This window comes from Streptomyces sp. NPDC048337, assembly GCF_043201175.1.
In the GTDB taxonomy this organism is placed as follows: domain Bacteria; phylum Actinomycetota; class Actinomycetes; order Streptomycetales; family Streptomycetaceae; genus Streptomyces.
The window spans coordinates 132,761-159,344 of sequence record NZ_JBICYR010000009.1 but is presented as its reverse complement, the minus strand read 5'-3'; the positions used below and the strand labels follow the sequence as shown (position 1 = coordinate 159,344).

Genomic DNA, 26,584 nt, shown 5'->3' with positions numbered 1-26,584 from the left:
TCACTCCGGGCCGCGCAGCTCCTTCAGCAGCGCCACGTCCGCCGCGTGCCCTTCCTTGCCGCCGGGCGTCTCGATGATCAGCGGCACGCCCTCCGTCGCCGGGTGCGTGAACAGCTCGGCGAAGGCGTCCCGGCCGATGTGGCCCTGGCCGATCTGGGCGTGCCGGTCCTTGTGGGCGCCGACGCCCTCCTTGGAGTCGTTCGCGTGGATCAGCTTCAGCCGGCCCTCGCCGACCGTGTCCACCAGCAGGTCGAGGGTCTGCTTGGTGCCGCCCGGCTCCGCCAGGTCGTGGCCGGCGGCGAAGATGTGGCAGGTGTCGAGGCAGATCCCCAGCTTCGGGTGGTGGTCGAGCGCCTCGAAGTACGGCCCGAAGTCCCAGGTGCGCGAGCACAGCGAAGAGCCCTGGCCGGCCGTGGACTCCAGCAGCAGGAACGGGTCGTCTTGGTGCGTCAGCTCGTCCAGCAGCGGCAGCATGTGCTCCCTGACCTGCGCGTACGCCGCCTCGCGCGGGCGGCCTCCGGTAGCCGAGCCGGTGTGGACCACCACGCCGAGCGCGCCGATCTCCCGGCCCCGGCGCAGCGAGTGGCGCAGGGACTCCACCGACTTCTCCACGGTCGCCTCGGTGTGCGAGCCGAAGTTGATCAGGTACGGCGCGTGCACGTACGCCGGGATCGACTCGGCCGCGCACTGCTCCCGGAAGAGCTCGTCCTGCTTCGGATTGCCGGACGGGGTGGCCCAGCCGCGCGGGTTCGCGACGAAGACCTGGACGGCCTCGGCGCCCATCTCCCGGGCGTAGGTCAGCCCGACCGAGGCGAGACCGCCCGCGACGGGGACGTGCCCGCCCACTGGATTGCGTATCACTGCTGCCTACAGCCCCTTGGTCCGGATGGTGATCGTGCTGCCCTCGGGGGCGTTCTGCCCGGCCGGTACCGACTGGGCGTCCACGGTGTTGCTGAAGGAGAGGAAGGGCCGGTCCACCTTCACCTTGAAGCCCGCGGCCTCCAGGGCCTTGCGGGCCGCCTCCACGTCCTGGCCGGTCACGTTCGGGACCGGGAGCTGGCGGGGACCCTTGGACAGGGTCAGCGTGACCGTGTCCCCGGCCGCGGCCTGGGTGCCGGCGCCGACCGACTGGTTGGCGACCGTACCGGTCGGCGAGGGGGAGTTGACCTGCTCGGGGGCCGTGGCCACCTTCAGGCCGAGGCCCTCCAGGGTGGCTCGGGCCTGCTCGAAGGGGACCCCGGCCACGCTCGGGACCTGCACCGGGCGGCCCTTGCTGACCACGAGCGCGACGGCCGTGTCGGGGGCCCGCTTCTCGCCGCCCGGCGGGTCCGAGGCGATCACCGAGCCCTGGGCGACGTCCTGGCTGAAGGCCAGCGTGACCATGCCGGGGGCCAGGCCGGCGTTCGTCAGCTCGGTCTTGGCCTCCTCCAGGGGGCGGCCCTTGAGGTTGGGCACGGCCACGACCTGGGGGCCGCGGGAGATGGTGATCGTCACCGCGCCGTTGCCGCGGATGCGCTTGCCGCCCGGCGGGTCGGTGTTCATCACCGTCCCGCGGTCGAAGGAGTCGCTGAACTTCCGGTCGACGCCCTTGACGCCGAGGCCGGCCGCGGACAGCTGTTCGCGGGCCTGCGCCTCGGTCTTGCCGAGCAGGTTGGGGACCTTGGTGAACTGGCCGGAATTGATGTACCAGACGCCGGTGCCGATGCCGAGGGCCAGCAGGACGCCTACGACGACCATGAGCGTGCCGCGGCGGGGCCGCCGGGAGGGGGCCGGCCGATGCGTGGGCGGAGCGGGCGGCGGCAGCGTCTCCAGCCGGGAGGTGTGGTTCACGGGCTGCGCGGCCACCGGGCGCGGGATCACCCCCGTACGGTCCTCGGCGGACGAGCGCTCCTCGGCCCGGGCCTGCGGGGGCAGGGCGTCCAGCTCGGCGTCGCTGAGCTGGAGCCGGGCCTCGCGGGTCAGGCCGAGCAGGGCGGCGGCGTCGTAGGGGCGCAGCTCCGGATTGCGGGCGGTCGCGTGCGCGACGAGCTCGTCGAGGCCGACGGGGAGGCCGGGGACGGCCGCCGACGGGGGCGGGACGTCCTCGTTGAGGTGCTGGTAGAGCACCTGGGCGGGGGTGCCGCCGGTGTGTGGCTTGGCGCCGGTGAGCATCTCGTACAGCACGACACCGCAGGCGTAGACGTCCACGCGGGTGTCGGCGACGCCGTTCTCGATCTGCTCGGGGGCGAGGTAGGAGACGGTGCCGAGGACCGACCCGGTGGTGTTGGTGACGGAGTCGACGGACCGGACCAGCCCGAAGTCCGCCACCTTGACCCGGCCGTCGTCGCCGATCAGGACGTTCTCGGGCTTCATGTCGCGGTGCACGAACCCGGCCCGGTGCGCGGCGCCGAGCGCGGCGAGGACGGGCTCGGCGATGTCGAGGGCCGCCCGGGGCTGGAGCGCGCCGCGCTCGCGGAGCACGTCGCGCAGGGTGCAGCCGGAGACGTACTCCATGGCGAGGTACGTGTACGGCCCGTCGGTGCCCTGGTCGAAGACGGCGACGACGTTGGGGTGGGCGAGGCGGGCTACGGACTTCGCCTCGCGGATGAACCGGTCGACGAAGGCGGCGTCGGCGGCGAGCGCCGGGTGCATCACCTTCAGGGCGAGGACGCGGTCGAGGCGGGTGTCGACGGCCCGGTAGACCGTGGCCATGCCGCCCGCCGCGATACGGGCGTCGACGCGGTAGCGGCCGTCGAGCACGCGCCCGACGAGGGGGTCATCCAGGGTCGTATCCACCCGCCGATTCTATTGGCGCGCCATGCCCCCCTGGCCCGTGCGGGGTGGCTTGCAGCTCAGCTGTGACGTGGGGGCGGGGGCGGGGGCGGGGCTGTCCCCGCGCACTCGGGCCTTCACCCCCCCGCTCACCACCACCTCGGGCGGGGGCTGCCCACCCGCCCCCCTCGGCAGCGAGACCGAGAGGCGTCCAGTCGGCGAGCGGGGTCGGTCCCATCGGCATTTCCCTCAACCAAGCCGACCCGCTGGTCGGCGGCTTCGGGATTCGGGACCCAGCCACCCGGTATCAGGGAGGGTTTGGGGGCTTCCCGTCAGTCTCATCGTCTCTCCGGTTCGGGCCGCCCTGTCAAGGGCGCTCCTCCTTCGTCGTCGCGTCGCTTCGCGATGGCCTTCGGCCACCCTTGACAGGGCGTCCCGAACCGGAAAAACGAAGACCGACGGGAAACCCCCAAAAGAACGGGCCGGGTCAGAGACGTTCACACGGGGAGGCCAGGGAGGCGCGGCCCCGCTCCGCCAAGTCAGCCAAGGCCCGTCATCGAGGCTGGACGGCGCCAGGGCCACGGGCATCGGGCACGCCTCCGCCCAGGACCCTGTACGCGCATGATCCGGGCCGGGGGGGCGGCTCCACCCGCACGAAACAGCGGCGAGAAGCCCATCGGGAGCCCCAGCGCGTCAAATCGCTACGCGCTCCTCAATGACGGCGTCCGACGGCCGCCTGGGGCTGGGCGGCCCGAGCCGTCAGATGGTGCGCTGGTCATTGGCTGGCTGGACGTTGCCGACTACGGTGGTGAACTCACGGCCGGACGCGGCTCGGATGTAGGCAAGCTTCATCCAGTGTTCGTGAACGGAGTCAGACACGTCCTCGTTGACCACGGCCATCAGCTCGCCCTCAACCCCGGATGCAACATCGCGTACACGGTGGCCCAGCAGGTGGTGGGGGACGTACTCGTACTGTTCAGCCATCGGACGGCTCCTGGATGGAGGAGACGAAACGCTCCCAACCGGCCAGGGCGCGGTCGAGGAGTTCCTGGCTGAGCTCGGACCTGCCCCACGGGATTGGCCAGGGCCCGTCGGGGGTCTTGGGGAGATTCTTGACGCCCCTTTGAGATGTGGTCTTGGGTTCCATGCTCGTGTCCCTCCAGATGGGGCGTCGGCTGGTCACCCCTCAGCCTGGGCCTCCTCCAGTGCTGCGGAAATGACCCTCTGTTGTACTTCCGTTGCACTTCCGTCCCCCCACGCGTCGGGGCCGTGCTTCGATGGCGGCAGGAGGGGAGCGACGCGTGGCGACCGTGCACCATTGGACTGGCCTGGAGGCCCGCGCCCTGCGCCTTGCGCTGCGGATGAGCGTCCGATCGTTCGCAGGCCACCTCGGCGTCGGCATTCGGACGATCTCCAAGTGGGAGAAGCTCCTGGCCGCGACCGAGCCCCGTCAGGACACCCAGGCAATCTTGGATACCGCTCTGGCCCGCGCGGATGCCGCCGCGCATCTCCGGTTCGAGACGTTCCTGTCCGAAGTCGGCCGGGCCATCTACGCGGAGGGCGCCGGCGGGCCGTTGGCCTGGGAGTACGAGTCGTGGACCGACGATCTCGACCGAGCCGTGGTCGCCCTCTCCCGGCAGGATTTCGCCTTCGCCGACAGCCTGATCCGCCGCTGGCTCGGCCGGTTCAACCTGAGAAGCGGCCTCGACGACAAGGGTCTGTATCTCTTCGCCCGCTCCACCACCCTGCTGGGCGATCTCCAGCGCGACCAAGGGGCCGTGCTCGGCCCCCTGTCGGCCCAGCACTCCTATGCGTCAGCGAAGTCGTTGTTCGGTCAGTTGGGCATCCCCCGCCGCGTCGCCCAGCTCGACCTGTCCCTCGCGGTCGTCGCGGAGATGTCGGGGAAGCTGGAGATCGCTGCCCAGCAGTACGAATCCCTGGCCGTTGACGACCGGCTTTCCCGCCGTGACCGGGCCCGGGCCCGGCTGTGGGTGGGCACAGCCCTCAGCAAGGACGGAAACTACAGCTATGCCTCTCGCGTCATGCTTGCCGCGACCAGGGAGTTCGAGGATCTCGCCGAGCCCGAGGACTGGTCGGTCGCACACCAGAAGCTCGCCCTCGCCCACCGAGGGGCCGGAGACCTGGCCAAAGCCCTGCACTTCATCGGCATCGCCCGCAGCACAGCGGCCACGGACGCGCCGATGCAGAGGGTCCGCCTGGAAACCGCCCACGGCCACATCCTGCTGTCCGATCCGGCCACCCGCGATGATGGGCTGACCACCCTCGACAAAGCCGCCAGACTGGCGGGGCAGTTCGGCCTCAGCCACCAGCTGGCCAGCATCGAGGGCATCAGGGCCATGAGCGAGGGTGCATCCGCCCCCCGACGACGGTGACCAGGGAGAGAAGCGCGTGACGGACACCCACCAGGCGATCACCGAGGATCAGTGGCAGCGGGCGAAGCTGATCTGGGACTACCACCAAATGGGGCACGATGTGGCGCCCGTGGATGTCGCGATCGGTCTGGGCAGCCACGACCTCGGCGTCGCCGCGGCCTCCGCCGACCTCTACAGAACCGGCCTGTTTCCGGTACTCGTATTCACCGGCGGAAACAGCCCCACCACCCAGGCTCGGTTCCCCCGCGGGGAAGCCGTCCACTTCCGCGAGCACGCCCTCGAACTCGGCGTCCCCGACCACGCGATCCTCGTCGAGCCCAACGCCGCCAACACCGGCCAGAACATCACCCTCACCCGCGACCTTCTGGCCGCGAACGGCATCACACCGAAGACCGTATTGCTGGTCTCCAAGCCCTACATGGAGAGGCGCTCCTTCGCCACCGCCCGCAAGCTGTGGCCCGAGGTCGAGGTGCTGTGCGCGTCCGAGCCGCTGGAGCTGGACGACTACATCAAGAGCATCGGCGACGAGAAGCTCGTCCTGGACATGCTCGTCGGCGATCTCCAACGCGTGATGGAGTATCCGAAGCTCGGGTTCGCCATCGCCCAGGACGTCCCCGAGGAGGTGCGTGCCGCGTATGAATCCCTCATCCGCGATGGCTTCACCAGCCGCCTCATCGACTCCTGACCCCAACCGCCGCTTGTTCTTGACCACTCCCATTCCGCCGCCCAATGGGCACAGAGAGCCGCTGTCGCCGTCCTGGGGTCGCTTGTAGCGATCTTGGGCGGCTTATGTCCAGCCCCAGGCGGCCGTCGGACGCCGTCATTGAGGAGCGCGTAGCGATTTGACGCGCTGGGGCTCCCGATGGGCTTCTCGCCGCTGTTTGGTGCGGGTAGAGCCCGTCCCGGCCCGGAGCATCCATGTGTGTGGGCCTGGGCGGAGGCCTGCCCGGTGCCCGGGCCCTCGTGCCGCCCGGCCTGGGTGGTGGGCCTTGGCTGTGGCGCAGGGAGGCGGGCCCGCGCATCCCTGGCGGGCCCGTGCCTGTGTCTCTGACCCGTGACCGTTCTTTTTGGGGGTTTCCCGTCGGTCTTCGTTTTCCGGTTCGGGACGTCCTGTGAAGGGTGGCCGGAGGCCATCGCGAAGCGACGCGACGACGAAGGAGGAGCGCCCTTGACAGGGCGGCCCGGACCGGAGAGACGATGAGACTGACGGGAAGCCCCCAAACCCTCCCTGATGCCGGGTGGCTGGGTCCCGAATCCCGAAGCCGCCGACCAGCGGGTCGGCTTGGTTGAGGGAAATGTCGATGGGGCCGACCCCCGCTCGCCGACTGGACGCGTCTCGGTCTCGCTGCCGAGGGGGGCGGGTGGGCAGCCCCCGCACCGCAGCGGCGGTGAGAGGGGGCGAAGGCCCCGGCCGGCGGCGGGGCCCCACCCCCTCAGAACGCCGGCCGCTCCGGGTCCAGCGTCGCGCGGCCGTCCGTCGGGGACGAGGCGTGGGCGAAGCGGCGTTGGGGGATGCGGCCCGCGCGGAAGGCGAGGCGGCCCGCCGTGACGGCGTCGCGCATCGCGGCCGCCATCAGGACCGGTTCCTGGGCGCGGGTCACCGCCGAGGCCAGCATCACCGCCGCGCAGCCCAGTTCCATGGCCAGGGCGGCGTCCGAGGCCGTGCCGGCCCCGGCGTCCAGGATCACCGGGACCCCGGCCCGCTCCACGATCAGCTCGAAGTTGTGCGGGTTGCGGATGCCCATGCCGGAGCCGATCGGTGAGCCGAGCGGCATGATGGCCGCGCACCCGACGTCCTCCAGCTTGCGCGCGAGCACCGGGTCGTCGTTCGTGTACGGGAGCACCGTGAAGCCCTCGTCGACCAGGATCTCGGCGGCGTCCAGCAACTCCACGCCGTCGGGCAGGAGGGTCCGCTCGTCGGCGACCACCTCCAGCTTGATCCAGTCGGTGCCGAGCGCCTCCCGGGCCAGCCGGGCCGTGAGGACGGCCTCGCCCGCCGTGAAGCAGCCCGCCGTGTTCGGGAGGACGGCGATGCCCAGCTTGGACAGGACGGACAGGACCGAGCCCTGGACCGTCGGGTCCAGGCGGCGCATCGCCACCGTGGTGAGTTCGGTGCCGGAGGTGACGAGGGCCCGTTCCAGGGTGTCCAGGCTCGGGGCGCCGCCCGTGCCCATGATCAGGCGGGAGGAGAAGGTCCGGTCGCCGAGGGTGAAGAGGTCGTCCGCCATGCCGATCAGCCTCCCTGGACCGCGGTGAGGATCTCGACCCGGTCGCCCTCGCCCACCGGGGTGGCCGGCCACTGCCCGCGCGGGACCACGGTCTCGTTGAGCGCCGCGGCCACGCCCGAGGGGGCCGTGGTGAGGGTGGCGACCACCGCGTCGAGGGTGGTGCCGGCCGCGACCTCGCGCGGCTCGCCGTTGACCGAGATGGAGACCGGGATGGAGACCGGGTCGGATCCGGAGTCGGAGGAGAGGAGGGTCATGCGAACGACTCCTGTCGTGCGGCGGAGAAGCGGCGGGGGGTGAAGGGGCGTGCGATGTCCGGCAGTTCGCCGGTGGTCAGCAGCTCCGCCATGACCTCGCCGGTGAGCGGGGTCAGCAGCACCCCGTTGCGGTAGTGCCCGGTGGCCAGGTGAAGGCCCGGCAGGTCGGTCGGGCCCAGCAGGGGGGCGTTGTCGGGGGAGCCGGGCCGCAGTCCCGCCCGGGTTTCGGTGAGGGGGAGTTCGGTGATGCCGGGTACCAGCTCGTGGGCGTCGCGCAGGAGTTCGTAGACCCCGCCCGCGGTGACCGTGGTGTCCCAGCCGAGCTCCTCGCTGGTGGCGCCGACGACGAGTTCGCCGTTCTCGCGCGGCACCAGGTAGACGTGGCTGCCGCGCACGACCGCCCGTACCGTCCGCGACAGGAACGGCGCGTACGCGGCGGGCACGGTGAGCCGCAGCACCTGCCCCTTGACGGGCCGTACGGGGGCCACGACCTCCGGCGGTACGCCCGCCAGCCGGCCGCTGAGCGAGCCCGCCGCCAGGACCACCTGGTCCGCGCGCAGCTCCGTACCGTCGTCGAGGACGGCTCCGGCCGCCCGGTCGGCGGTGACGAGCAGTCGTTCCGCGGCCGTCCGGTGGATGGTCACCCCGGCCCCCTCGCACGCGGCGAGCAGGGCGGCCGCGAGCCGGCGCGGGTCGACCTGGTGGTCGCCATCCACGCGCAGGCCGCCGCGGACGCCCGGGGCCAGCATCGGCTCCAGGCGGCGGCACTCGCGGCCGGTGAGCCACTCGGACTCCAGGCCGCAGCGGCGCTGGAGGGCGTGCAGCTCCCGCAGGTGGAGCCGGTCGTCGGCGTCGAGGGCGACGGCGAGGGTGCCGCAGGCGCGGTAGCCGATGTCGGTGCCGCCGGTCGCGTCGGCGAGCTCGGCGGCGAACTGTGGGTAGCGCTCGGCGGAGGCGAGGCCCAGGCCCAGCAGGGACTCCTCGCCGTAGTGCAGCTCGGTGACGGGGGCCAGCATGCCGGCCGCGACCTGGGCGGCTCCGCCGCCGGGCGCCGGGTCGGCGAGCACGGTGCGCAGGCCCCGCCGCGCCGCCTGCCAGGCCGTGACCAGGCCGATGATGCCGCCCCCGATGACGAGGACGTCGGATCCGTTTCGTCCGGATCCCTTACGGGATGAGTGCATGGGCGTCCAGCCCCTCCCTTCGCCGGCATGACCCGGATCAGGTTCGTACGGTCGGAGGCCGGCCAGCCTCCCTCTCAGCCCGGTGCGCCCGGACTCCCGCGATAGGTACGGTGGCCAGACTAACCCCGCCGTGGACGGCGGGTAAGGGGCACCTCTTCCTGACGGGTCGTCAGATGATTAGGCTGTGCGGATGATCATGCAGAAGGAACAGACCGAGAACGGCGTCGTCATCGTCGGCGCCGGAATGGCCGGGGTGCAGACCGCGGTCGCCCTGCGGGAGCAGGGGTTCACCGGCCCGGTGACCCTGCTCGGCGCCGAACCCCACCAGCCCTACGACCGGCCCCCGCTCTCCAAGGCGGTGCTGCTCGGCAAGGCCGAGGACTCCGCCTTCGACGTGGACTTCGAGGGGCTCGGCATCGAGCTCAGGCTCGGGTTGGAGGTCACCGGACTGCGGGCCGCCGACCGCGAACTGGACACCGAGGCGGGCTCGGTCCCGTACGGGATCCTCGTACTGGCCACCGGCGCCGAACCGCTGACCCTGCCCGGCACCGCCGGCGTCCCCGGCGTGCACCTGCTGCGCACCCTGGACGACGCGGCGCGGCTGCGCCCGGTCCTGGCCGAGGCGCCGTCGACGGTGGTCGTCGGGGCGGGCTGGATCGGCGCGGAGTTCGCCACCGCGGCCCGCGAGGCGGGCTGCGAGGTGACCGTGGTCGAGGCCGCGGACCGGGTCCTCGCCGGGGCGATGCCCGCCGAGGTCGCCGAGCCCATGGCGGGCTGGTACGCGGAGGCCGGCGCCGAGCTGATCACCGGCGCGAAGGTCGCGGGGATCGAGGAGGGCCGGGTCCTGCTCGCCGACGGGCGGACCCTGCCCGCCGGCGCCGTGGTGGTCGGCATCGGTGCCCGCCCCGCCACCGGATGGCTGGCCGGGACCGGCGTGGAGCTGGGCCCCGACGGGGCGGTCGTCGCCGACGAGTACCTGCGCACCTCGCTGCCCGGGGTGTACGCGGTCGGCGACTGCGCCTCCTTCCCGTCCGGTCGGTACGGCAAGCGGCTGCTCGTGCACCACTGGGACAACGCGCTCCAGGGGCCCCGCGCGGTCGCCGCGAACATCCTGGCCGGCGAGCCGGTCAAGGTCTACGACCCGGTGCCGTACTTCTGGTCCGACCAGTTCGGGCGCTTCGTCCAGTACGCCGGCCACCACGGCGGGGCCGACACCCTGCTCTGGCGCGGGGACCCGGCCGAGCGCACCTGGTCGGTGTGCTGGCTGCGCGACGGCGCCCTGGTCGCCGTCCTGGCCGTGGGCCGCCCGCGCGACGTGGCGCAGGGCCGCAGGCTCATCGAGACGGGCGTGCCCGTGGACCCGTCGAAGGTCGCCGACCCGGCGGTCCCGCTGAAGTCGGCGCCCTCGGCCTGACGGCCGCCCGGATCCCCCCGGGTGCGGGCCCGGGGGAGGCCGGGTGACCCGGACGGGGCGGCTCGGGTACCGGCGGCGCAGCCGAGGTGGCAGGCTTGTGCCCGTGACCGAGATTGACGCAAAGATCGATGCCCTTGTCCCCGCCTGGCTCCACCTCCCCGACATCGCGGAGATGCTCGACATCGAGGTGACCCGGGTCCGCCAGATGGTCAAGGAAGGGCAGCTGATCGCCGTTCGCAGGGGCGAGAACCGCACCCTGCAGGTGCCGGCCCCCTTCATCGACGGCGACAAGGTCGTCAAGGGACTCGTCGGCCTGCTGACCGTGCTGCGCGACGACGGCTTCACCGACGAGGAGATCCTGGAGTGGCTCTTCACGGCCGACCCGACCCTGCCCGGCACCCCCGCCCAGGCGCTGAGCGAGAATCGCGGCACGGAGGTCAAGCGCCGCGCCCAGGCGCTCGCCCTCTGACCTGATCCGCATCCGCTCCACCGCGGTGTACGGGCCCGCGGGGTCCGTACACCGCCTCCACCACGGGGGTACACCCATGCAGCAGCTGTCCGACGCCCGGCTCTACCTGTGCACGGACGCCCGCAAGAAGCAGGGTGACCTCCCCGAGTTCCTCGACGCGGTGCTGGCCGGCGGCGTGGACATCGTCCAGCTCCGCGACAAGGGCATGGAGGCCGGCGAGGAGCTCGAACACCTCCAGGTCTTCGCCGAGGCCGCACGCCGCCACGGCAAGCTCCTCGCCGTGAACGACCGCGCCGACGTCGCCCACGCCATCGGCTCCGACGTGCTGCACCTGGGCCAGGGCGACATCCCCGTCCCCGCCGCCCGCGCCATCCTGGGCGAGCAGGTGCTGATCGGCCGCTCCTGCCACGCGGAGGCCGAGGTCGACGCGGCCGTCGCCGAGCCCGGCGTGGACTACTTCTGCACCGGCCCCTGCTGGCCCACCCCCACCAAGCCCGGCCGCTACGCCCCCGGCCTCGGGCTGGTCCGCTACGCGGCCTCCCTGGAGCAGGACCGGCCCTGGTTCGCCATCGGCGGCATCGACGCCACCAACCTGGACGAGGTGCTGGACGCCGGAGCCACCCGCGTGGTGGTCGTCCGCGCCCTCACCGAGGCCACCGACCCCGGCGCGGCCGCCGCGGACCTGGCCAAGCGGGTCCGCGCCCGCCTCGGCTAGAGGGACTGGAGGGACGCACGACGACACGCGCGTCCACCGGCGCGTTTGTCCAAAAACGTGTCCAAAACATGGACACCGCTTCGACGCCCGCCTGGCCCCGTCTAACCTGCCCGTATGGCCCATGGCACCTCTTCCACCTGGACGGACCGCGCACACACGGTCCGCGACCTCCTCGCGTCCGGGCGCTCGTACTCCTTCGAGTTCTGGGCCCCGAAGACCGAGAAGGGCGAGCGCAACCTCTGGAACGCGCTCCGCCGGATCGAAGCGGTGTCCCCGAGCTTCGTCTCCGTCACGTACGGAGCCGGCGGCTCCACCCGGGGCGGCACCGTCCGCGCCACCCAGCAGATCGCCGCGGACACCACGCTGACCCCCGTCGCGCACCTCACCGCCGTGGACCACTCGGTCGCCGAGCTGCGCAACGTCATCGGGCAGTTCGCCGACGCGGGCATCCGGAACATGCTCGTCGTGCGCGGAGACCCGCCGGGCAACCCCATGGGCGAGTGGGTGCCGCACCCGGAGGGCGTGCACTACGCCGCCGACCTGGTGCGCCTCGTGAAGGAGTCCGGCGACTTCTGCGTGGGCGTCGCGGCCTTCCCCGAGATGCACCCGCGTTCGACGGACTGGGACACGGACATCCGGCACTTCGTGGACAAGTGCCGCGCGGGCGCCGACTACGCCATCACCCAGATGTTCTTCGATCCCGAGAATTATCTGCGGCTGCGCGACAGCGTCGAAAGGGCGGGCTGCGAGACCCCGATCATCCCCGAGGTCATGCCTGTTGTGGCGATCAAGCAGCTCGACCGGCTGCCCCAACTCAGCAACGCAATCTTCCCCGCGGACGTGAAAGAGCGCATGCTCGCGGTCAAGGACGACCCGGCCGCTGTACGCTCCATTGGCATCGAGTTCGCCACGGAGTTCTGCGCGCGGCTGCTGTCCGAGGGTGTCCCGGGGCTGCACTTCATCACGCTGAACAATTCCACGGCGACTCTCGAGATCTACGAGAACCTGGGCCTGCACCAGCGGGCCTGACCGGCCGGACCCGTGGGCGGCGGCCGTACCGAGAGGGGCCATGCATGGGTATGACGGTCCTCTACATCGCGTTCGGCTTCGTCGCGCTGTGGTTGCTTGCCGAGGTCCTGATGCAGTACAAGGCCCGGCTGCGCTGGCGCCTGCTGGCTTTCACCGGCTTCCTCGGGGTGGTCGCCGGGGTGGTCCTGCCGTCGGTGCCGGTCATCGGCGCCGGCGCGGCCGCGTTCGCCCTGGGCCAGACCCTGGTGACGCTCTCCTTCCGCAAGGGCTTCGTGGCCGGCTGGGCGCTGCGCCGCGGCGGCGAGCCCGTGCGGCAGTCCCGGCGCCGCCGGTCGGGCGGTCCGCGCCCGGAGCCGGCGCTGGAGGTCACCGCGCTCGAGTACGAGTCGGAGTCCGAGGCCGGCTCCGACTCGGCGTACGAGTCCCCGTACGGCTCGCGGGACGCGGCCGGAGCGGCCGAGGAGGTCTACCGCCCGGAGCCGGTGCCCGAGGAGACCGGGTCCTACGGGATCCAGAGCTTCGCCACCCCGCAGGTCCCCGACCCCGGCCAGACGGCGGCCTTCGCCTCGCCGTTCACCACGGCCGAGCAGGACGCCCACCAGTACGCCGCGTACTACGACCCGTCGTACCAGGCGGGCACGGGCGGGTACGACTACTCCGCCGGCTATCCGACGGGCGGGCAGCAGCAGGTCTACGCCGCCTACTCCGACCCGTACATCGGCACGGGCGGCTCGATCCCGCCCCAGCCGTACGACTACACCCCGTACGCCGGCTACGGGGCGGGGCAGGGCCAGGAGCAGTACTCCATGGACACCCCGCCCGGCGGGGTCTGGGTCCCGCAGCAGCGGTCCACCGACGAATACGGGCGGCCCTACCCGGAGGAAGGGCAGGCCGAGGCCCCGCCGCAGTACCCGTACCCGCAGCAGGGCGAGTACGGGCAGTACCGCTACTAGCCACTAGCCACTAGCCACTAGCCCTCGTCACTGCGAGCCGCGGAACTCCGCGCCCTCCACGATCAGTCCGGCCACCAGCGCCCCGGTCATCCCGGCGTGCGGCAGCCCGCCGCCGGGGTGCGCCCAGCCGCCCGCCAGGTACAGGCCGGGCACGGCGGTGGTGTTGGCGGGGTACAGCAGCCGGCCCCCGGCACCCGCCAGGGCCGGCGGGGGCACCGCGCCGCCCAGCGCGCCCGTCGCCGCCTCGACGTCGGCCGGGGTGCGCACCTCGTGCCACAGCAGCCGCTCCCGCAGCCCGGGCACGGCCTGTCCGGCGAGCTCCAGCAGCTCCTCGGCCGCCGGGGCCTGCTGCGGGCCGCACACCGCGCTCACCGTCACCGCCTCGTGCTCGGCATCGGGCCGCGTGGCGGCGTCGTCCGGGCGCAGCACGGTGATCTGCGGCCCGGGGGAGTGCACGAGGGTGCGGTGGGCGGCCCCGGCCGGGCGGGAGCCGCGCAGGGCGAGGAAGAGCGTCATCCGGCTGGGCACCCCCGCCCCGCGGGCGGGGACCGCGTCCGGCGGCCAGGGCAGCGAGGAGGCCGGCAGCCGCCGCGGGTCGATCCCGCAGACGACGTGGTCGGCGGCCGGCTCGGTACCGTCGGCGAGCAGCAGACCGGAGGCCCGGCCTTCCGTGGTGCGGACCTCCCGGACCTCCGCCCCGAAGACGAACTCCACCCCCCGCTCCCGGCAGCGCTCGTACACGGCGGTGGCCAGCGCCCGCATCCCGCCGCGCACGTACCAGGTGCCGAAGGTCTGCTCCATGTACGGCAGTACGGCGGCCGAGCCGGGCGCCCCGCCGGGGTCGACCCCGTACGAGCGCACCAGGCCGGTCAGCAGCTCCCCGAGCCCGCCTCCGAGCTCCCGGGCGGCGACCTCGGCGAGGGTCGGCGGGCGGCGGCGCAGCAGGCCGCTCTTGCGCAGGGCCGGGTACGGGTCATCGCCGAGCTGCTGCCGTTCGGGCCGCAGCGGTTCCTCCAGCAGCGGGCGGCGGGTGGCGTCCCAGGCGTCACGGGCCCGGCCCAGTACGCCGTTCCAGCGCTCGCCCGCGCCCTCGCCGAAGGCGGTGTCGAGGGCGGCGGCGGCACCGCCGCGCGAGGCGCCGGGGAGGGTGACGTCGATGCCGTGGTGGGGGAGTACGTGCCGGACGGCCGGGTCCACCTGGACCATGTCGACGCAGTCCTCCAGGGACCGCTTGCCGGTCTTCACGAACAGGTCGCGGTAGACGGCGGGCAGGTGCAGCAGCCCCGGCCCGGTGTCGAAGGCGAATCCGTCGCGCTCGTACCGGCCGACCGCGCCCCCGTACGTCGCCCCGCGCTCGTACACCGTCACCTGGTGCCCCGCCACGGCCAGCCGGGCCGCCGTCGCCATCGCGCCCATGCCGGCGCCGATCACCGCAATTCGTGCCATGCGGCTGAGCCTATCGAGGTACCCCCTGCGGTCAGGGGGGCGGTGCGGTGGTGTGCGCGCGAGCTTCGGAGGCGAGGCGCTTCTCCTCGCGGCGCTGGGCGCGGCGGCGCAGGAAGCGGCGGATCCGGCTCCAGAGGAAGATCAGCAGGGCGAGCCCGGCGGCGAGCAGGACGGCCGCGATGATCGCGGCGGCCTCGGGGTTGAACATCGCGAACGTTATGATCCCGCCCACGCCGAGGTCCTCGGCGATGCTCATCGCGACGTTGGTGAACGGCTCGGGTGAGGTGTTGACCGCCATCCGGGTGCCGGCCTTGACGAAATGACTGGCCAGGGCGGTGGAGCCGCCGATCGCGCCGGCCGCGATGTCGGAGAGCGAGCCGCTCTGCCCGGCCAGCAGCGCGCCGATCACCGCACCGGACACGGGGCGGATCACGGTGTGGACGGTGTCCCATATCGAGTCCACGTACGGGACCTTGTCGGCGACGGCCTCGCAGAGGAACAGGACCGCTGCGACGATCAGCACGTCGGTGCGCTGCAGGGACGCGGGGACCTCGTCGGTCAGGCCGGTCCGGCCGAAGATGCCGAGCAGGAGGACCACGGCGTAAGCGTTGATCCCACTGGCCCAGCCGCTGGTGAAGACCAGAGGGAGCACACTCATTGGATCATCATGCCGTACGCAGAGCAGTGAGGGGACGGCCGCGCGGAAGCGGCCGTCCCCTCACTCACGATGTCGGGGGCTGCTACTGCCCCTGTTCGTCACGGCGGCGCTGCCACCGTTCCTCGATGCGGGTCATCATCGACCGACGCTGCCGGTTCTGGCCACGGGCCGAACCACCTGCACTTCCGGAGGCGGGCTGCTCGCCGGGCTTGGGTGCTTTGCGCCAACCGGTGACCACGAGGACCGTGCAGCCCAGCATGACGAGGAACCCCACCACGCTGATCCAGAGCACGTTCGGAATGATCACACCGGTCATGAGGAGCGCGATACCCACCACAATGCCTGCGACTGCCTGGTAGACCCGTCGCCGGGTGTACGTACGCAGTCCGCTTCCCTCAAGCGCTGTCGCGAACTTGGGGTCTTCGGCGTACAGCGCTCGCTCCATCTGCTCGAGCATTCGCTGCTCGTGCTCCGAGAGCGGCACGGGAGTCCTCCTCATCCGTCGGTCGCGGGGGGTAGCGACCAGGGGTCCCCTTCAGGATAGGCGGGGAATCGCCCCCGTGATACCCGCCCTCTACGCCACGTTCCAAAAAGCAAAACCACTGCGCAGAACCGTACCGCCGCGGGAGCGGTCACTGAGGCGCTTATTCCCCACTGGCCCGTTCACCATGCCGGTCACTGCCCCGATCATACGGTCCCGGCCGTCGTATCGGAGGGTGTGTGGCCGACTCCGTCCGAGGAAGATCGCAGATCAGGCCTGCTTCTCGCCGAGCACGTGCAATTGGGTGGCGACCGCGTGGAAGGCGGGCAGCTCCGCGGCGGCCTCCTCCAGGCGCAGCAGCGCCTCCACCGCGCCCGGTTCGGTGTCCACCAGGACGCCCGGAACGAGGTCGGCGAAGATCCGTACGCCGTGGACCGCACCGACCGCCAGACCGGCCCCGCCGACCAGCTCGGAGAGCTGCTCGGCGGTGAAGCGGCGCGGTACCGGGTCGCCGGATCCCCAGCGGCCGGCCGGGTCGGTGAGGGCCGTACGGGCCTCCGTGAAGTGCCCGGCCAGCGCGCGGGCGAGCACGGCCCCGCCGAGGCCGGCGGCGAGCAGGCTGAGCGTGCCGCCGGGGCGCAGGGCCGCGACGGCGTTGGCCACGCCCTCCGCCGGGTCGTCCACGTACTCCAGCACGCCGTGGCACAGCACCACGTCGTACGCGTCCCGCTCGACGACGTCCAGCAGGCCCTGGGCGTCGCCCTGGACGCCGCGGACCAGATCGGCGACGCCGGCCTCGGCCACCCGGCGCTCCAGCCCGAACAGCGCGTTCGGGCTGGGGTCGACCACGGTGACCCGGTGGCCCAGGTGGGCCACCGGCACGGCGAACTTGCCGGTGCCGCCACCCGTGTCGAGCACGTCCAGCACATCCCGCCCGGTCGCCTTCACCCGGCGGTCGAGAGCCTCCTTGAGGACCTCCCACACCACGGCGGTGCGGAGGGAGGCGCGGGGGCGGGAAGTGTCCGACACGGCTGATGGCTCCTCGGCGCGGTAGGGAAGGGGTCAGTGGTGTGGGCCCCATTCCGCCCTACCCTATTGCCTCCCGCCGCCGGTCAGCTCATCCCGCGTCGGGACGCTGCGGCCGTGGCCGGGGACGCGGCTGCGGCACGGCCTGCCCCGGCGCCTGGCCCCCCTTCGGGTCGAGGGTCGGCTGCGCCGCGGGGAGGGCGAGCATCCGCTCCACGAGGCGCAGGAACATCGAGACCGCGCGCACCAGGTCGTCCGCGTCCCGGCCGCTGGCCGCGTCCGGTATCCCCGCCTCGGCCCGGGCCCGCCGGGCGGCGCCGGAGGCGAAGAGCGCGCTCCACTCCGTCAGCTCTGGCGCTATCTCCGGCAGTACCTCCCACGCGCTGCGGATCCGGGGCCGCCGCCGCGGGTGCACCGGTTCGGGCCGCCCGCGCGCGGCGAGCACGGCCGCGGCGGTGCGCAGCGCGGCGAGGTGGGCGGTGGCGTACCGCTCGTTGGGACGGGGCAGCCGGGCGGCCTCGGCCAGGCCGCTGTGGGCCTTGGCGAGCAGGTCGAGCGCGGCGGGCGGAGCCGCCGACCTCCGCGGGACCGGGTGGACAGGGGACGGGGACGGTGTGGCCATGACGAACCTCCTGTCGATGCGTTCGTGCGTGCGGCGCTTCGATGCTTTCGATGCGCTCCAACCATCGTGACGGCCCCCACTGACAATCGCTCTGACCTGCGGTTTTGCGCTCCCGGGCGCGGCAACTGCCCCCTCCTGCCCACCCGGTGCGCCAGGGGATGCTAGTTTTTAGACTGACCGGTCAGTTCAAAAGAAGGGGGGACCGGCGTGGACAGCCCGCACGGCGCGGCCGTCAAAGCCGAGGACTTCGGACTCAAGGGCCCGCGCGGCTGGGCCTTCCGGGGAATCGGCGTCGACGCGGCGCCCGGCTCGCTCATCGCGGTCGAAGGCCCCTCCGGCAGCGGCCGCACCTGCCTGCTCCTGGCTCTCACCGGCCGGATGAAGCCCACCGAGGGCCACGCCGAGATCGGCCGCCACCGGCTGCCGAAGAAGATGGCCGCGGTCCGCCGGATCGCCGCCCTCGGCCCGGTCGCCGGGGTCAACGACCTCGACCAGGCCCTCACCGTCGCGGAACAGCTGCGCGAGGGAGCCCTGCTCCAGCGCCGCTACGAGGGCCCCTTCCGGGCCCTGCTGCGCCCCCGAGCCGAGCGCCGCACCGCCACCCAGGCCCGGATCGACGCCGCCCTCGCGGCCGCGGGACTCGACCTCGCCACCCTGCCCAAGGGCCCGCGCACCTCCGTACGGGACCTGGAACGCCTGGAGTCCGTACGGCTGTCCGTGGCCATCGCACTGCTGGGCTCCCCGCGGCTGCTGGCCCTCGACGACCTCGACCTCAAGCTCTCCGACGCCGAGCGCGCCGAGGCCTGGGACCTGCTCCGCTCCCTCGCCGCCGCCGGCACCACCGTGCTCGCCGTGTGCAGCAAGGCACCCGCCGACGCCGTGGTCCTGCGCACCGCCGCAGCGGACACCGAGCCCGAAAGCGCCGAGCCCGAAGCCGCGGACACCGCACCCGCGGACACCGAAGACGCGAACGACGACACGAAGGGGGCGGACGATGCGCTCGCCGAAGCTGGCCGCGCTTGAGCTGAAGCGGTTCGGGCGGGGGAAGCTGCCCGCGGCCGCTCTCATCGCGCTGCTCCTGATCCCGCTGCTCTACGGAGCCCTGTACCTCTGCTCCTTCTGGGACCCGTACAAGCGTCTCGACAAGGTGCCCGTCGCCCTCGTCAACGCGGACAAGGGCACGACCGTCGAGGGCAAGCGCCTCGACGCCGGCGGCGAGATCACCAAGAAGCTCCACGCCAGCAAGACCTTCGACTGGCGCGAGGTGAGCGCCGAGGAGGCGGCGAAGGGGCTGGAGAAGGGCACGTACTACCTGACCCTCACCATGCCCGCCGACTTCAGCGCGAAGATCGCCTCCAGCTCCGGCGACGACCCCACCACCGGGGCCCTCCAGGTCCGCACCAACGACGCCAACAACTACATCGTCGGCTCGATCTCGCGCACCGTCTTCTCCGAGGTCCGCGCGGCCGCGTCCACCAACGCCTCCCGCGGCTTCCTCGACAAGATCTTCGTCAGCTTCTCCGACCTGCACGACAAGACCGCCGAGGCCGCCGACGGCGCCGACCAGCTCAAGGACGGCGCGGGCAAGGCCCAGCAGGGTGCGAAGGACCTCGCCGACGGCCTCGACACGGCCAAGGAGAAGACCGGCGAGCTCACCGGCGGCCTGAAGAAGCTCAACACCGCCGCCGGGCAGCTGGAGACCGGCTCCCAGCAGGTCGCGGACGGCACGCAGGCCCTCGCCGACAAGGTCAACGGCGCCGCGGCCAAGGCCCGCCCCTTCGTCAAGGACCCCAAGAACCTGGCGGACACCGCCAAGCTGGTCGCCGACACCGCCAAGGTGGTCAACAACCACCTGGAGAAGTTCGCCGAGAAGGCCCCGGCCGCCGCCTCCGCCGCCAAGAAGGCCTCCACCGGCGCCGACGCCTACTACACGAAGCACTGCCTCACCCCGGGCACGGAGCCGCACCTGGCCTCCTGCCCCGACCTCAAGAAGGTCAAGGACGACGCCGCCGAGGCCGCCCTCCTCTCCGGCGACGTCAACACCCTCGTCGGCAACACCAACGGCGACGTCACCAAGCTCCGCACCCAGCTGACCGACCTGGAGAACAAGGCCCGCGAGCTCGTCGACAAGGCCCCCGGCCTCGCCGGCGACCTCGACGCGGCCGTCGCCAAGGTCAACGCCCTCAACACCGGCGCCCACAAGGTCGCCGACGGCATGGTCCAGCTGCACGCGGGCATCGGCACCGCCACCGGCGGCTCCGGCGCCATCAACGCCGGCGTCGGCAAGCTCGGCGACGGCGCGCACACCCTCGACGGCGGCATGTACAAGCTCGTCGACGGCACCGGCGCGCTCGCCGGCGGTCTGCACGAGGGCGCGGGCAAGATCCCGGACTACGACGAGCAGCAGCGCGACACCCGTACCGAGGTCATGGCCGACCCCGTCCGGCTCGCCAACCAGTCCCTGCACAAGGCGCCCAACTACGGCACCGGCTTCGCCCCGTACTTCATCCCGCTGTCCCTCTGGGTCGGCGCGATGGTCGCCTACATGCTGATCGCGCCCATGAACCGGCGGGCCCTGGCCGCCGGCGCCTCGCCCTGGCGGATCGCCTTCGCCGGCTGGCTGCCCGTGGCGGGCATCGGCGTCGCGCAGGTGGGTGCGCTGATGTCCGTACTCCACTGGGGCCTGGGCCTGGAGATGGCCCGGCCGGCCCTCACCATCGGCTTCCTGATGCTGGTCACCGGCTGCTTCGCGGCGATCGTCCAGTGGCTCAACGCCAAGTTCGGCGCCGCCGGGCGGATCCTGGTCCTCGCCGTGCTGATGCTCCAGCTGACCTCGGCGGGCGGCACCTACCCCGTGCAGACCAGCCCGGACTTCTTCAACTGGATCCACCCGTACCTGCCGATGTCGTACGTCGTCGAGAGCCTGCGCCGCCTCATCACCGGCGGGGACCTCACCCCCGTCTGGCAGGGCTGCGCGGTCCTGGTGGCCTTCACGGCGGGCGCCCTGGCGCTCACCGCGCTCGCGGCCCGCGGCAAGCAGGTGTGGACCATGGACCGGCTGCACCCGGAACTGAGCCTGTAGGGAGCGGTTGACCTGTGAGAATCAGCGTCATGGAAAGCAGCACCGGTACGGGCACCGGCGGCACTCGACGCCAGGCCACCCGCCAGAAGCTCTACGAAGCGGCCGTCACGCTCATCGCCGAGCAGGGTTTCTCCGCGACCACGGTCGAGGAGATCGCCGAGCGGGCGGGCGTCGCGAAGGGCACCGTCTACTACAACTTCGCGAGCAAGAACGACCTCTTCGAGGAGCTGCTGCGGCACGGGGTCGGCCTGCTGACCGCCTCGCTGCGGACCGCGGCGGAGGAGACGGAGGCGCGGGGCGGCAGCCGGGTCGAGGCGCTCGACGCGATGATCCGGGCCGGGCTCGTCTTCATCGACCGGTACCCGGCCTTCACCCAGCTCTACGTCGCCGAGCTGTGGCGCACCAACCGGGCCTGGCAGTCCACGCTGATGGTCGTACGGCAGGAGGCGGTGGCCGTCGTGGAGACGGTGCTGCGGGAGGGCGTCGAGCGGGGGGAGCTGAGCGCGGAGATCGACGTGCAGCTGACGGCCGCGGCGCTGGTGGGGATGGTGCTGGTGGCGGCGCTGGACTGGCAGTCCTTCCAGAGCGAGCGGTCCCTGGACGACGTGCACTCGGCGCTGTCGCTGCTGCTGCGGGGGCGGGTCAGCGGGAACCGCTGACGCGGCGGGAGGTACGGCGGCACCCCCCAGTCGGCGGTGCCGCCGGGGGCCGGATGGCCGTACAACTGGTGGGGCCCGCCGCGGCGACTGAGTATCCGTACCTAGGTGCAGAGATGAGTACGTGCGCGGATGGGCTCCCACCTGCGCGAACGCCAGACTGGGGGCAGCGGACAGGAGACCCGGTCCGCACCGCGGACACGGGGCCGCGGAGCGGACCGGGTGCCTCCTCCGCGATGCGGTACGCCTGCGCGGCGGGGCTCGGGGGGATCGAGCCTCGCCGCGTTCGCGCGTCCGCGGGTGCCTCGGCGCCGCGCCGTTGCCGGGGCTCCGCCCCGGACCCCGCCCCTCAAACGCCGGCGGGGCTGGATTTCGGCCCCCGCAGTGTCAGCCGCGGCCCCGGAGGGGCAGGCGGAGGCGGAGGGCCGTCAGCCGGGTGGACACGGTGCTGGTCAGGGCTGACCAGCGGGTGGAGATCGCCCAGCCGACGCGGGCCGCCGAGCGGGGGAAGAGGAGGGCTCGCAGGCGGGTGGCGCGGCCTGCCGAGGCCAGCAGGCCCGTGCGGGCCTTCAGGACGTCGGCCGACAGGGTCGGGTACGAGGTCGCCGAGCCCGGCGGTGCGTACAGGGCGCGTTCCACCGCTCCCGCGACCCGGTGGACCGCACCGGCGGACTCGGGGTCCAGGCGACCCAGCTGCACGATCCGGGCCGCCGCCCGCCGGGGCGACAGCGCCTCGTCCGGCGGTACGCCCACGTCCCAGGCGGCGTCGCCCAGCTCGCGCCAGGCCGCCGCCACCTCCCCGGTGCCCAGCCGGCGCGCCCTGACGCGGCCGCGCCACAGGAGCGGGAGGAGGGGGAGGGCCAGGACCGCCAGGATCCCCGCGGCCCAGCCGACGACCGTCATCGCCGACGGGCCGGAATCACCCTTCGGGCCCTGCGCGGGCGCGGCCGCCCCGCACTCGCCGAGCTTCTTCAGCTCCGGCGGGCAGTCGTCCGTCTTCGACGGCGCGGCCGACGGCTCCGGGGCGGCCTGCGAGGGCAGCGCCGACGGCGCGGACGGCTGGGGCGCGGGAGCCAGCGGCCGGGAGTAGTCCGGCACGTTGATACCCGAGCGGGGCGTCGGCTCGAACCGCGTCCACCCGACACCCTCGAAGTACAGCTCCGGCCACGCGTGCGCGTCCCGCATGGTCACGTTCACACTGCCGTCCGACTGCTTCTCGCCCGGCGTGAAGCCCACCGCCACCCGCGCCGGAATGCCCAGCGAGCGGGACATCGCCGCCATCGAGAAGGCGAAGTGGACGCAGAAGCCCTCCTTGTCGGCGAGGAAGCGGGCGACCGCCTGCGGACCCGTACCGGAGGCCGTCTTCGTGTTGTAGCGGAACCCGCCGCTCACCGCGAAGAAGTCCTGCAGCTTCACGGCCCGCGTGTAGTCGTCCTTCGCACCCTGCGTCACCTGGCGGGCCGTGTCGGCGACCACCGGCGGCAGGTTGTCCGGCAGCTTCGTGTACTCGTCGCGGATCGCCTGGTCCGGCGCGGGAGCCTTCTGCAGCTGCTGCGCCGTCGGCCGCAGCAGCAGGCTGCGCACCGTGTACATGGCGCCCTGGACGTTCTGGAACCTGTCCTTGGCCAGCTGGTCGCCGACCAGCGTCCGGCCGGCCGGCTCGAACCGCCACTTCCCGCCGATGTCCACCTGCGTCGCCGGATACGGCATCGGCAGGTAGCGCTGCGTGTAGCTGTCCGCCGCCGAGATGCTGGTGCGCACCTCGACCGCGCCCGCCCGGATCCGCTCGGCGAGCCCGGGCGGATTCGGCAGCCGTTCCGGTACGTCGGTCAGGGCCCGCCCGGACGCCTCCCACTTGACCCCGTTGAACTCGTCGAGCGCCAGGATCCGCAGGTACTGCTCGCCCTGCTGCGGGCTGTCCGTCCGGTACTTCAGCACCACCCGGTTGTCCTGCGCGTTCAGGTTGCTCTGGAGGGAGACCAGCGGGTTGACCGCCGAGATCGTCCCGCCCACCCCGCTGCCGTCGCCCGCGGCCTCGCCCTGCGCGCCGAGCAGCCCGCCGCCGAGCGAGGGCAGCGCCGCCGGCACCGCCAGCGCCAGTCCCAGGGCCACCGCGCCGATCCGCCGGCCGGTCCGCACCGGGGCCGTCGCCTGACCGCCCGGGCCGCCGCCCAGCCCGGAGGAGGCCGAGACCCCACCGCGCGGGGCCCCGCCGAAGACCCGGCCCCACTGGGCCAGCCGGTCCCGGCCCTCGGCCAGCAGCATCAGCAGGTAGCCGGAGCCCGCCAGCAGGAAGGAGAACCAGGAGGCGTTCCCGCCGCCCGACAGGCCCGCGGCCACCGAGTACAGCGCGAGCAGCGGCAGCCCGGCCGCGGCGGCCGTCCGTACGGTCACCGCCAGCAGGTCCACCAGCAGCCCGATCAGCAGCACCCCGCAGACCAGCAGCAGCCGGATGCCGTCCGTCAGCGGGGCCGGGATCGCGAACTCGCCCACGTCCTGCACACCGCGCCGGAACAGCGCGCCGAAGTCCGTCACCAGGTAGGCCACCGGCCCGGTCCCGCCGGTCCCGGCCTTGCCGCCGAAGAGGAACGCGAGCAGCACCAGCGACACCAGCAGCTGCGCGGCCACGGTCAGCGACCGCGCCAGCGGCACCCGCCGGGCCCCGGCCCCCACCGCGCTCTGCACGGCCAGCAGCAGCGCCGCCTGGAGCAGCCAGCCCGCCGACTCGACCAGCGGGACCAGCGACCACGAGGTGAGCAGGGTCGCCAGTGCCGCGAAGATCGTCACTCTCGCCCGGCCGCTCATGCCCGCCCCCCGGAGGTTCCCGTGCCGAGGCGCGCCGTCCCGGCATGGCGCCACAGTTCGCCGAAGGCCACCCCGGGCGGGGCGGCCAGCGCCGTCCAGCCGGCGTCGCGCAGCCTGCTCAGCCGCCGCTCCAGCGGGGGCACGGCGTGGTTCCGCGCGGGCTCTGCGGACCAGGTCGCGGAGTCCAGTACGAAGGCCACCGCGCCCCCGGCACGCTGGCGCATCTTGGCCGCCATTTCCGTTTGTACGTCGTCCAGGTCTCCGAAGAAGGCGATGAGGAGCCCCTCGGCGCCGGCTCCGCCGAATCCGCCGCCGCCGCGCACCGCGTCGTAGGCCCGGGAGAGCCCCGCGCCGTCCGAGTGCCCGACCACCGCGAGGGTGTCCATCATCAGCCCGGCGGCCTCCGCGGACTCGTGCCCGGAGGAGAAGCCACCGCCGCCCTCGCCGGGCACCGAGTCGCCGGTGTCCGTGAGCAGCCGTACCGAGAAGCCCTGCTCCAGCAGGTGCACCAGGGTCGAGGCGGCCCCGGAGACGGCCCACTCGAAGGCGGAGTCGGGTCCCGCGCCCTCGAAGGCGATGCGCCGGGTGTCCAGCAGGACGGTGGCCCGGCTGCGCTGCGGCTGCTCCTCGCGGCGCACCATCAGCTCGCCGTAGCGGGCGGTGGAGCGCCAGTGCACCCGGCGCAGGTCGTCGCCGCGCCGGTAGGCGCGCGGGATCACGTCGTCGTCGCCGGCCAGCGCCAGCGCGCGGCGGCTCCCGTCGCCGTAGCCGGAGGCCTCGCCCGCCAGGTGGACGGGCGGCAGCGGCTCGGTGCGCGGGATGACGGTGAGGGTGTCGTAGGTGCTGAACGAGCGGGTGAGCTCGACCAGCCCGAAGGGGTCGGTCAGCCGCAGCTGGAGCGGGCCGAGCGGATAGCGGCCGCGCAGGTCGGAACGGACCCGGTAGGACACCTCGCGGCGCCCGCCGGGCTCGACCCGGTCCAGGACGAACCGGGGCCGCGGCCCGAGCACGTACGGCACCCGGTCCTGGAGCATCAGCAGACCGGTGGGCAGCCGGGAGACGTTGTCCATCCGCAGCTGCACCCGGGCCTCGCCGCCCGCGGGCACCCGCCCGGGGGTCAGCCGGCGGCTGCCGGAGACCCGGTGGCGGGTGCGGTGCAGGGCGTAGACGCAGATCAGCGGCAGGGCGGCGAGCAGCAGGCCGACCCGGAGCAGTTCGCCCTGGCCCAGTACGTACGCGCACCCGGCGGCGGCGATCCCGGCGGCCAGGAAGGAGCGGCCGCGGGTGGTCAGGCCGGACAGCGAAGCGCGCAGCCCGCCTTCCGGGCGGCCGGCGCCGCGCGGGGCACCGGCGCTCATCAGAAGCCCCGGACGCCGGCGCCGGGCGGCATCTCGCCGCGGGCGTGCGCCGCCGGGACGGGGGTGCGCTGGAGGATCTCGCCGATGACCTGCTCGGCGGTGCGCCGGTTCAGCTGGGCCTGCGCGGTGGGCAGCAGCCGGTGCGCGAGGACGGGGGCGGCCAGCGCCTGGACGTCGTCGGGCAGCACGTAGTCCCGGCCGGCGAGCGCGGCGGAGGCCTTCACGGCGCGCAGCAGGTGCAGGGTGGCGCGGGGCGAGGCGCCCAGGCGCAGGTCCGGGTGGTGGCGGGTGGCGGAGACCAGGTCGACGACGTAGCGCCGGACGGGCTCGGCCACGTAGACCTCGCGGACGGCCTCGATGAGCTTGACGATCTCGTGGGCGTGCGCGACGGCCGTCAGGTCGTCGAGCGGGGAGAGCCCGCCGTGCACGTCGAGCATCTGGAGCTCGGCCTCGGGGCTGGGGTAGCCGACGGAGACGCGGGCCATGAAGCGGTCGCGCTGGGCCTCGGGCAGCGGGTAGGTGCCCTCCATCTCCACCGGGTTCTGGGTGGCGACGACCATGAAGGGGCTCGGCAGCGTGTACGTGGTGCCGTCGATGGTGACCTGGCGCTCCTCCATCGACTCCAGCAGCGCGGACTGGGTCTTCGGCGAGGCGCGGTTGATCTCGTCGCCGATGACGATCTGCGCGAAGATCGCACCCGGCTTGAACTCGAACTCGCGGCGCTGCTGGTCGTAGATGCTCACGCCGGTGATGTCGGAGGGCAGCAGGTCCGGAGTGAACTGGATGCGGCTCACCGAGCAGTCGATGGACTTGGCCAATGTCTTGGCCAGCATGGTCTTGCCGACGCCGGGGACGTCCTCGATCAGCAGGTGCCCCTCGGCGAGCAGCACGGTCAGCGCGAGGCGAACGACCTCGGGCTTGCCCTCGATCACGCTCTCGACCGTCTGGCGCACCCGCTCCGCCGTGCTGGTCAGATCAGCGAGGCTCGCTCGGTCGTCATACGTGGTCACCTGGTTCTCCTCGGCCCATTCCAGGGCCGACGCCCTCGGCGCATGAACCGGCC

Annotated in this window: 25 protein-coding genes and 1 riboswitch; of the genes, 10 read left to right on the top strand and 15 right to left on the bottom strand. The window is 73.0% G+C overall.

Translation table 11 applies throughout. The annotated features are described in order from the left end of the window. From ACGFYU_RS17585 to ACGFYU_RS17570, 4 genes are all read right to left on the bottom strand, one after another. Complete coding sequence (locus ACGFYU_RS17585; RefSeq protein ID WP_393828271.1) at positions 1-858, bottom strand: deoxyribonuclease IV; 858 nt, start codon at positions 856-858, stop codon at positions 1-3. 9 nt (positions 859-867) lie between these two features. Then, a complete protein-coding gene (gene pknB, locus ACGFYU_RS17580) occupies positions 868-2,775 on the bottom strand; it encodes a Stk1 family PASTA domain-containing Ser/Thr kinase (protein ID WP_393828177.1) in 1,908 nt (635 codons plus the stop codon). A 735-nt stretch (positions 2,776-3,510) separates the two neighbouring features. After that, positions 3,511-3,735 (bottom strand): hypothetical protein, encoded by a 225-nt coding sequence (locus tag ACGFYU_RS17575; RefSeq protein ID WP_393828176.1) that lies wholly within the window; start codon positions 3,733-3,735, stop codon positions 3,511-3,513. Next, complete coding sequence (locus ACGFYU_RS17570; RefSeq protein ID WP_393828175.1) at positions 3,728-3,898, bottom strand: hypothetical protein; 171 nt, start codon at positions 3,896-3,898, stop codon at positions 3,728-3,730. The genes ACGFYU_RS17575 and ACGFYU_RS17570 overlap by 8 nt, the downstream gene beginning before the upstream one ends. 154 nt (positions 3,899-4,052) lie before the next feature. Here ACGFYU_RS17570 and ACGFYU_RS17565 point away from each other — a divergent pair, with 154 nt between their 5' ends. After that, a complete protein-coding gene (locus ACGFYU_RS17565) occupies positions 4,053-5,144 on the top strand; it encodes a helix-turn-helix domain-containing protein (protein ID WP_393828174.1) in 1,092 nt (363 codons plus the stop codon). A 16-nt stretch (positions 5,145-5,160) separates the two neighbouring features. Next, positions 5,161-5,829 (top strand): YdcF family protein, encoded by a 669-nt coding sequence (locus tag ACGFYU_RS17560; protein ID WP_393828173.1) that lies wholly within the window; start codon positions 5,161-5,163, stop codon positions 5,827-5,829. A 748-nt stretch (positions 5,830-6,577) separates the two neighbouring features. Here ACGFYU_RS17560 and ACGFYU_RS17555 read toward each other — a convergent pair. The 3 genes from ACGFYU_RS17555 to thiO form a co-directional block, all read right to left on the bottom strand. Next, entirely contained in the window at positions 6,578-7,372 is a 795-nt protein-coding gene (locus ACGFYU_RS17555; protein ID WP_393828172.1) for a thiazole synthase, read from the bottom strand. A 5-nt stretch (positions 7,373-7,377) separates the two neighbouring features. Continuing rightward, positions 7,378-7,626, bottom strand: coding sequence for a sulfur carrier protein ThiS (thiS, locus tag ACGFYU_RS17550; protein ID WP_393828171.1), 249 nt, complete (start codon positions 7,624-7,626; stop codon positions 7,378-7,380). Continuing rightward, positions 7,623-8,807: a glycine oxidase ThiO gene (gene thiO, locus ACGFYU_RS17545; protein WP_393828170.1), complete on the bottom strand. Its 1,185-nt coding sequence runs from the start codon at positions 8,805-8,807 to the stop codon at positions 7,623-7,625. Before thiO ends, thiS begins: the two co-directional genes overlap by 4 nt. Beyond that, positions 8,805-8,917: riboswitch (TPP riboswitch) on the bottom strand. (Overlaps the previous gene by 3 nt.) An 86-nt stretch (positions 8,918-9,003) precedes the next feature. Here thiO and ACGFYU_RS17540 point away from each other — a divergent pair. The 5 genes from ACGFYU_RS17540 to ACGFYU_RS17520 all read left to right on the top strand — a co-directional run bounded on the left by ACGFYU_RS17540 (position 9,004) and on the right by ACGFYU_RS17520 (position 13,387). Continuing rightward, positions 9,004-10,221: an NAD(P)/FAD-dependent oxidoreductase gene (locus tag ACGFYU_RS17540; RefSeq protein ID WP_393828270.1), complete on the top strand. Its 1,218-nt coding sequence runs from the start codon at positions 9,004-9,006 to the stop codon at positions 10,219-10,221. Positions 10,222-10,324: 103 nt separating this feature from the next. Beyond that, on the top strand, positions 10,325-10,690 hold the full coding sequence (locus ACGFYU_RS17535) for an Rv2175c family DNA-binding protein (RefSeq protein ID WP_393828169.1): 366 nt from the start codon (positions 10,325-10,327) through the stop codon (positions 10,688-10,690). 76 nt (positions 10,691-10,766) lie between these two features. Further along, on the top strand, positions 10,767-11,405 hold the full coding sequence (gene thiE / locus ACGFYU_RS17530) for a thiamine phosphate synthase (protein WP_393828168.1): 639 nt from the start codon (positions 10,767-10,769) through the stop codon (positions 11,403-11,405). Between the two features lie 114 nt (positions 11,406-11,519). Then, positions 11,520-12,434 (top strand): methylenetetrahydrofolate reductase [NAD(P)H], encoded by a 915-nt coding sequence (gene metF / locus ACGFYU_RS17525; RefSeq protein ID WP_393828167.1) that lies wholly within the window; start codon positions 11,520-11,522, stop codon positions 12,432-12,434. Between the two features lie 44 nt (positions 12,435-12,478). Next, on the top strand, positions 12,479-13,387 hold the full coding sequence (locus ACGFYU_RS17520) for a hypothetical protein (protein ID WP_393828166.1): 909 nt from the start codon (positions 12,479-12,481) through the stop codon (positions 13,385-13,387). 27 nt (positions 13,388-13,414) lie between these two features. Here the strand turns inward: ACGFYU_RS17520 and ACGFYU_RS17515 are convergent, their stop codons facing one another. The 5 genes from ACGFYU_RS17515 to ACGFYU_RS17495 form a co-directional block, all read right to left on the bottom strand. Next, positions 13,415-14,833: a phytoene desaturase family protein gene (locus tag ACGFYU_RS17515; RefSeq protein ID WP_393828165.1), complete on the bottom strand. Its 1,419-nt coding sequence runs from the start codon at positions 14,831-14,833 to the stop codon at positions 13,415-13,417. A gap of 31 nt (positions 14,834-14,864) precedes the next feature. Next, the gene (locus ACGFYU_RS17510; protein ID WP_393828164.1) at positions 14,865-15,491 is read right to left on the bottom strand and encodes a DUF4126 domain-containing protein; all 627 of its coding nucleotides are present in this window, start codon (positions 15,489-15,491) and stop codon (positions 14,865-14,867) included. An 82-nt stretch (positions 15,492-15,573) separates the two neighbouring features. Further along, a complete protein-coding gene (locus tag ACGFYU_RS17505) occupies positions 15,574-15,975 on the bottom strand; it encodes a DUF3040 domain-containing protein (protein ID WP_382645061.1) in 402 nt (133 codons plus the stop codon). Positions 15,976-16,242: 267 nt separating this feature from the next. After that, positions 16,243-17,001, bottom strand: coding sequence for a class I SAM-dependent methyltransferase (locus ACGFYU_RS17500; protein WP_393828163.1), 759 nt, complete (start codon positions 16,999-17,001; stop codon positions 16,243-16,245). An 88-nt stretch (positions 17,002-17,089) separates the two neighbouring features. Then, positions 17,090-17,620 (bottom strand): SAV_6107 family HEPN domain-containing protein, encoded by a 531-nt coding sequence (locus ACGFYU_RS17495; RefSeq protein ID WP_393828162.1) that lies wholly within the window; start codon positions 17,618-17,620, stop codon positions 17,090-17,092. A gap of 207 nt (positions 17,621-17,827) precedes the next feature. Between ACGFYU_RS17495 and ACGFYU_RS17490 the strand changes: the two genes are divergently transcribed. The 3 genes from ACGFYU_RS17490 to ACGFYU_RS17480 are packed head-to-tail and all read left to right on the top strand — an operon-like array spanning position 17,828 to position 21,361. Then, entirely contained in the window at positions 17,828-18,643 is an 816-nt protein-coding gene (locus ACGFYU_RS17490) for an ATP-binding cassette domain-containing protein (RefSeq protein ID WP_393828161.1), read from the top strand. After that, on the top strand, positions 18,615-20,702 hold the full coding sequence (locus ACGFYU_RS17485) for a YhgE/Pip family protein (protein WP_393828160.1): 2,088 nt from the start codon (positions 18,615-18,617) through the stop codon (positions 20,700-20,702). The genes ACGFYU_RS17490 and ACGFYU_RS17485 overlap by 29 nt, the downstream gene beginning before the upstream one ends. A 29-nt stretch (positions 20,703-20,731) precedes the next feature. After that, entirely contained in the window at positions 20,732-21,361 is a 630-nt protein-coding gene (locus tag ACGFYU_RS17480) for a TetR/AcrR family transcriptional regulator (protein ID WP_393828159.1), read from the top strand. 384 nt (positions 21,362-21,745) lie between these two features. Here ACGFYU_RS17480 and ACGFYU_RS17475 read toward each other — a convergent pair whose 3' ends face one another. Genes ACGFYU_RS17475 through ACGFYU_RS17465 form a run of 3 tightly spaced genes read right to left on the bottom strand, consistent with a single transcriptional unit; the run spans position 21,746 to position 26,531 of the window. Continuing rightward, a complete protein-coding gene (locus tag ACGFYU_RS17475) occupies positions 21,746-24,163 on the bottom strand; it encodes a transglutaminaseTgpA domain-containing protein (protein ID WP_393828158.1) in 2,418 nt (805 codons plus the stop codon). Next, positions 24,160-25,521: a DUF58 domain-containing protein gene (locus ACGFYU_RS17470; protein WP_393828157.1), complete on the bottom strand. Its 1,362-nt coding sequence runs from the start codon at positions 25,519-25,521 to the stop codon at positions 24,160-24,162. Before ACGFYU_RS17470 ends, ACGFYU_RS17475 begins: the two co-directional genes overlap by 4 nt. Beyond that, the gene (locus ACGFYU_RS17465) at positions 25,521-26,531 is read right to left on the bottom strand and encodes an AAA family ATPase (RefSeq protein ID WP_393828156.1); all 1,011 of its coding nucleotides are present in this window, start codon (positions 26,529-26,531) and stop codon (positions 25,521-25,523) included. The genes ACGFYU_RS17470 and ACGFYU_RS17465 overlap by 1 nt, the downstream gene beginning before the upstream one ends. Positions 26,532-26,584 lie beyond the last annotated feature (53 nt).

What these genes read in the sequence shown, in the direction of transcription:
- ACGFYU_RS17575 (WP_393828176.1), bottom strand. Translation starts at nt 3,735, where the DNA reads ATGGCTGAACAGTACGAGTACGTCCCCCACCACCTGCTGGGCCACCGT.
- ACGFYU_RS17570 (WP_393828175.1), bottom strand. Translation starts at nt 3,898, where the DNA reads ATGGAACCCAAGACCACATCTCAAAGGGGCGTCAAGAATCTCCCCAAG.
- ACGFYU_RS17555 (WP_393828172.1), bottom strand. Translation starts at nt 7,372, where the DNA reads ATGGCGGACGACCTCTTCACCCTCGGCGACCGGACCTTCTCCTCCCGC.
- thiS (WP_393828171.1), bottom strand. Translation starts at nt 7,626, where the DNA reads ATGACCCTCCTCTCCTCCGACTCCGGATCCGACCCGGTCTCCATCCCG.
- thiO (WP_393828170.1), bottom strand. Translation starts at nt 8,807, where the DNA reads ATGCACTCATCCCGTAAGGGATCCGGACGAAACGGATCCGACGTCCTC.
- ACGFYU_RS17540 (WP_393828270.1), top strand. Translation starts at nt 9,004, where the DNA reads ATGCAGAAGGAACAGACCGAGAACGGCGTCGTCATCGTCGGCGCCGGA.
- thiE (WP_393828168.1), top strand. Translation starts at nt 10,767, where the DNA reads ATGCAGCAGCTGTCCGACGCCCGGCTCTACCTGTGCACGGACGCCCGC.
- metF (WP_393828167.1), top strand. Translation starts at nt 11,520, where the DNA reads ATGGCCCATGGCACCTCTTCCACCTGGACGGACCGCGCACACACGGTC.
- ACGFYU_RS17520 (WP_393828166.1), top strand. Translation starts at nt 12,479, where the DNA reads ATGGGTATGACGGTCCTCTACATCGCGTTCGGCTTCGTCGCGCTGTGG.
- ACGFYU_RS17515 (WP_393828165.1), bottom strand. Translation starts at nt 14,833, where the DNA reads ATGGCACGAATTGCGGTGATCGGCGCCGGCATGGGCGCGATGGCGACG.
- ACGFYU_RS17510 (WP_393828164.1), bottom strand. Translation starts at nt 15,491, where the DNA reads ATGAGTGTGCTCCCTCTGGTCTTCACCAGCGGCTGGGCCAGTGGGATC.
- ACGFYU_RS17495 (WP_393828162.1), bottom strand. Translation starts at nt 17,620, where the DNA reads ATGGCCACACCGTCCCCGTCCCCTGTCCACCCGGTCCCGCGGAGGTCG.
- ACGFYU_RS17485 (WP_393828160.1), top strand. Translation starts at nt 18,615, where the DNA reads ATGCGCTCGCCGAAGCTGGCCGCGCTTGAGCTGAAGCGGTTCGGGCGG.
- ACGFYU_RS17480 (WP_393828159.1), top strand. Translation starts at nt 20,732, where the DNA reads ATGGAAAGCAGCACCGGTACGGGCACCGGCGGCACTCGACGCCAGGCC.
- ACGFYU_RS17475 (WP_393828158.1), bottom strand. Translation starts at nt 24,163, where the DNA reads ATGAGCGGCCGGGCGAGAGTGACGATCTTCGCGGCACTGGCGACCCTG.
- ACGFYU_RS17470 (WP_393828157.1), bottom strand. Translation starts at nt 25,521, where the DNA reads ATGAGCGCCGGTGCCCCGCGCGGCGCCGGCCGCCCGGAAGGCGGGCTG.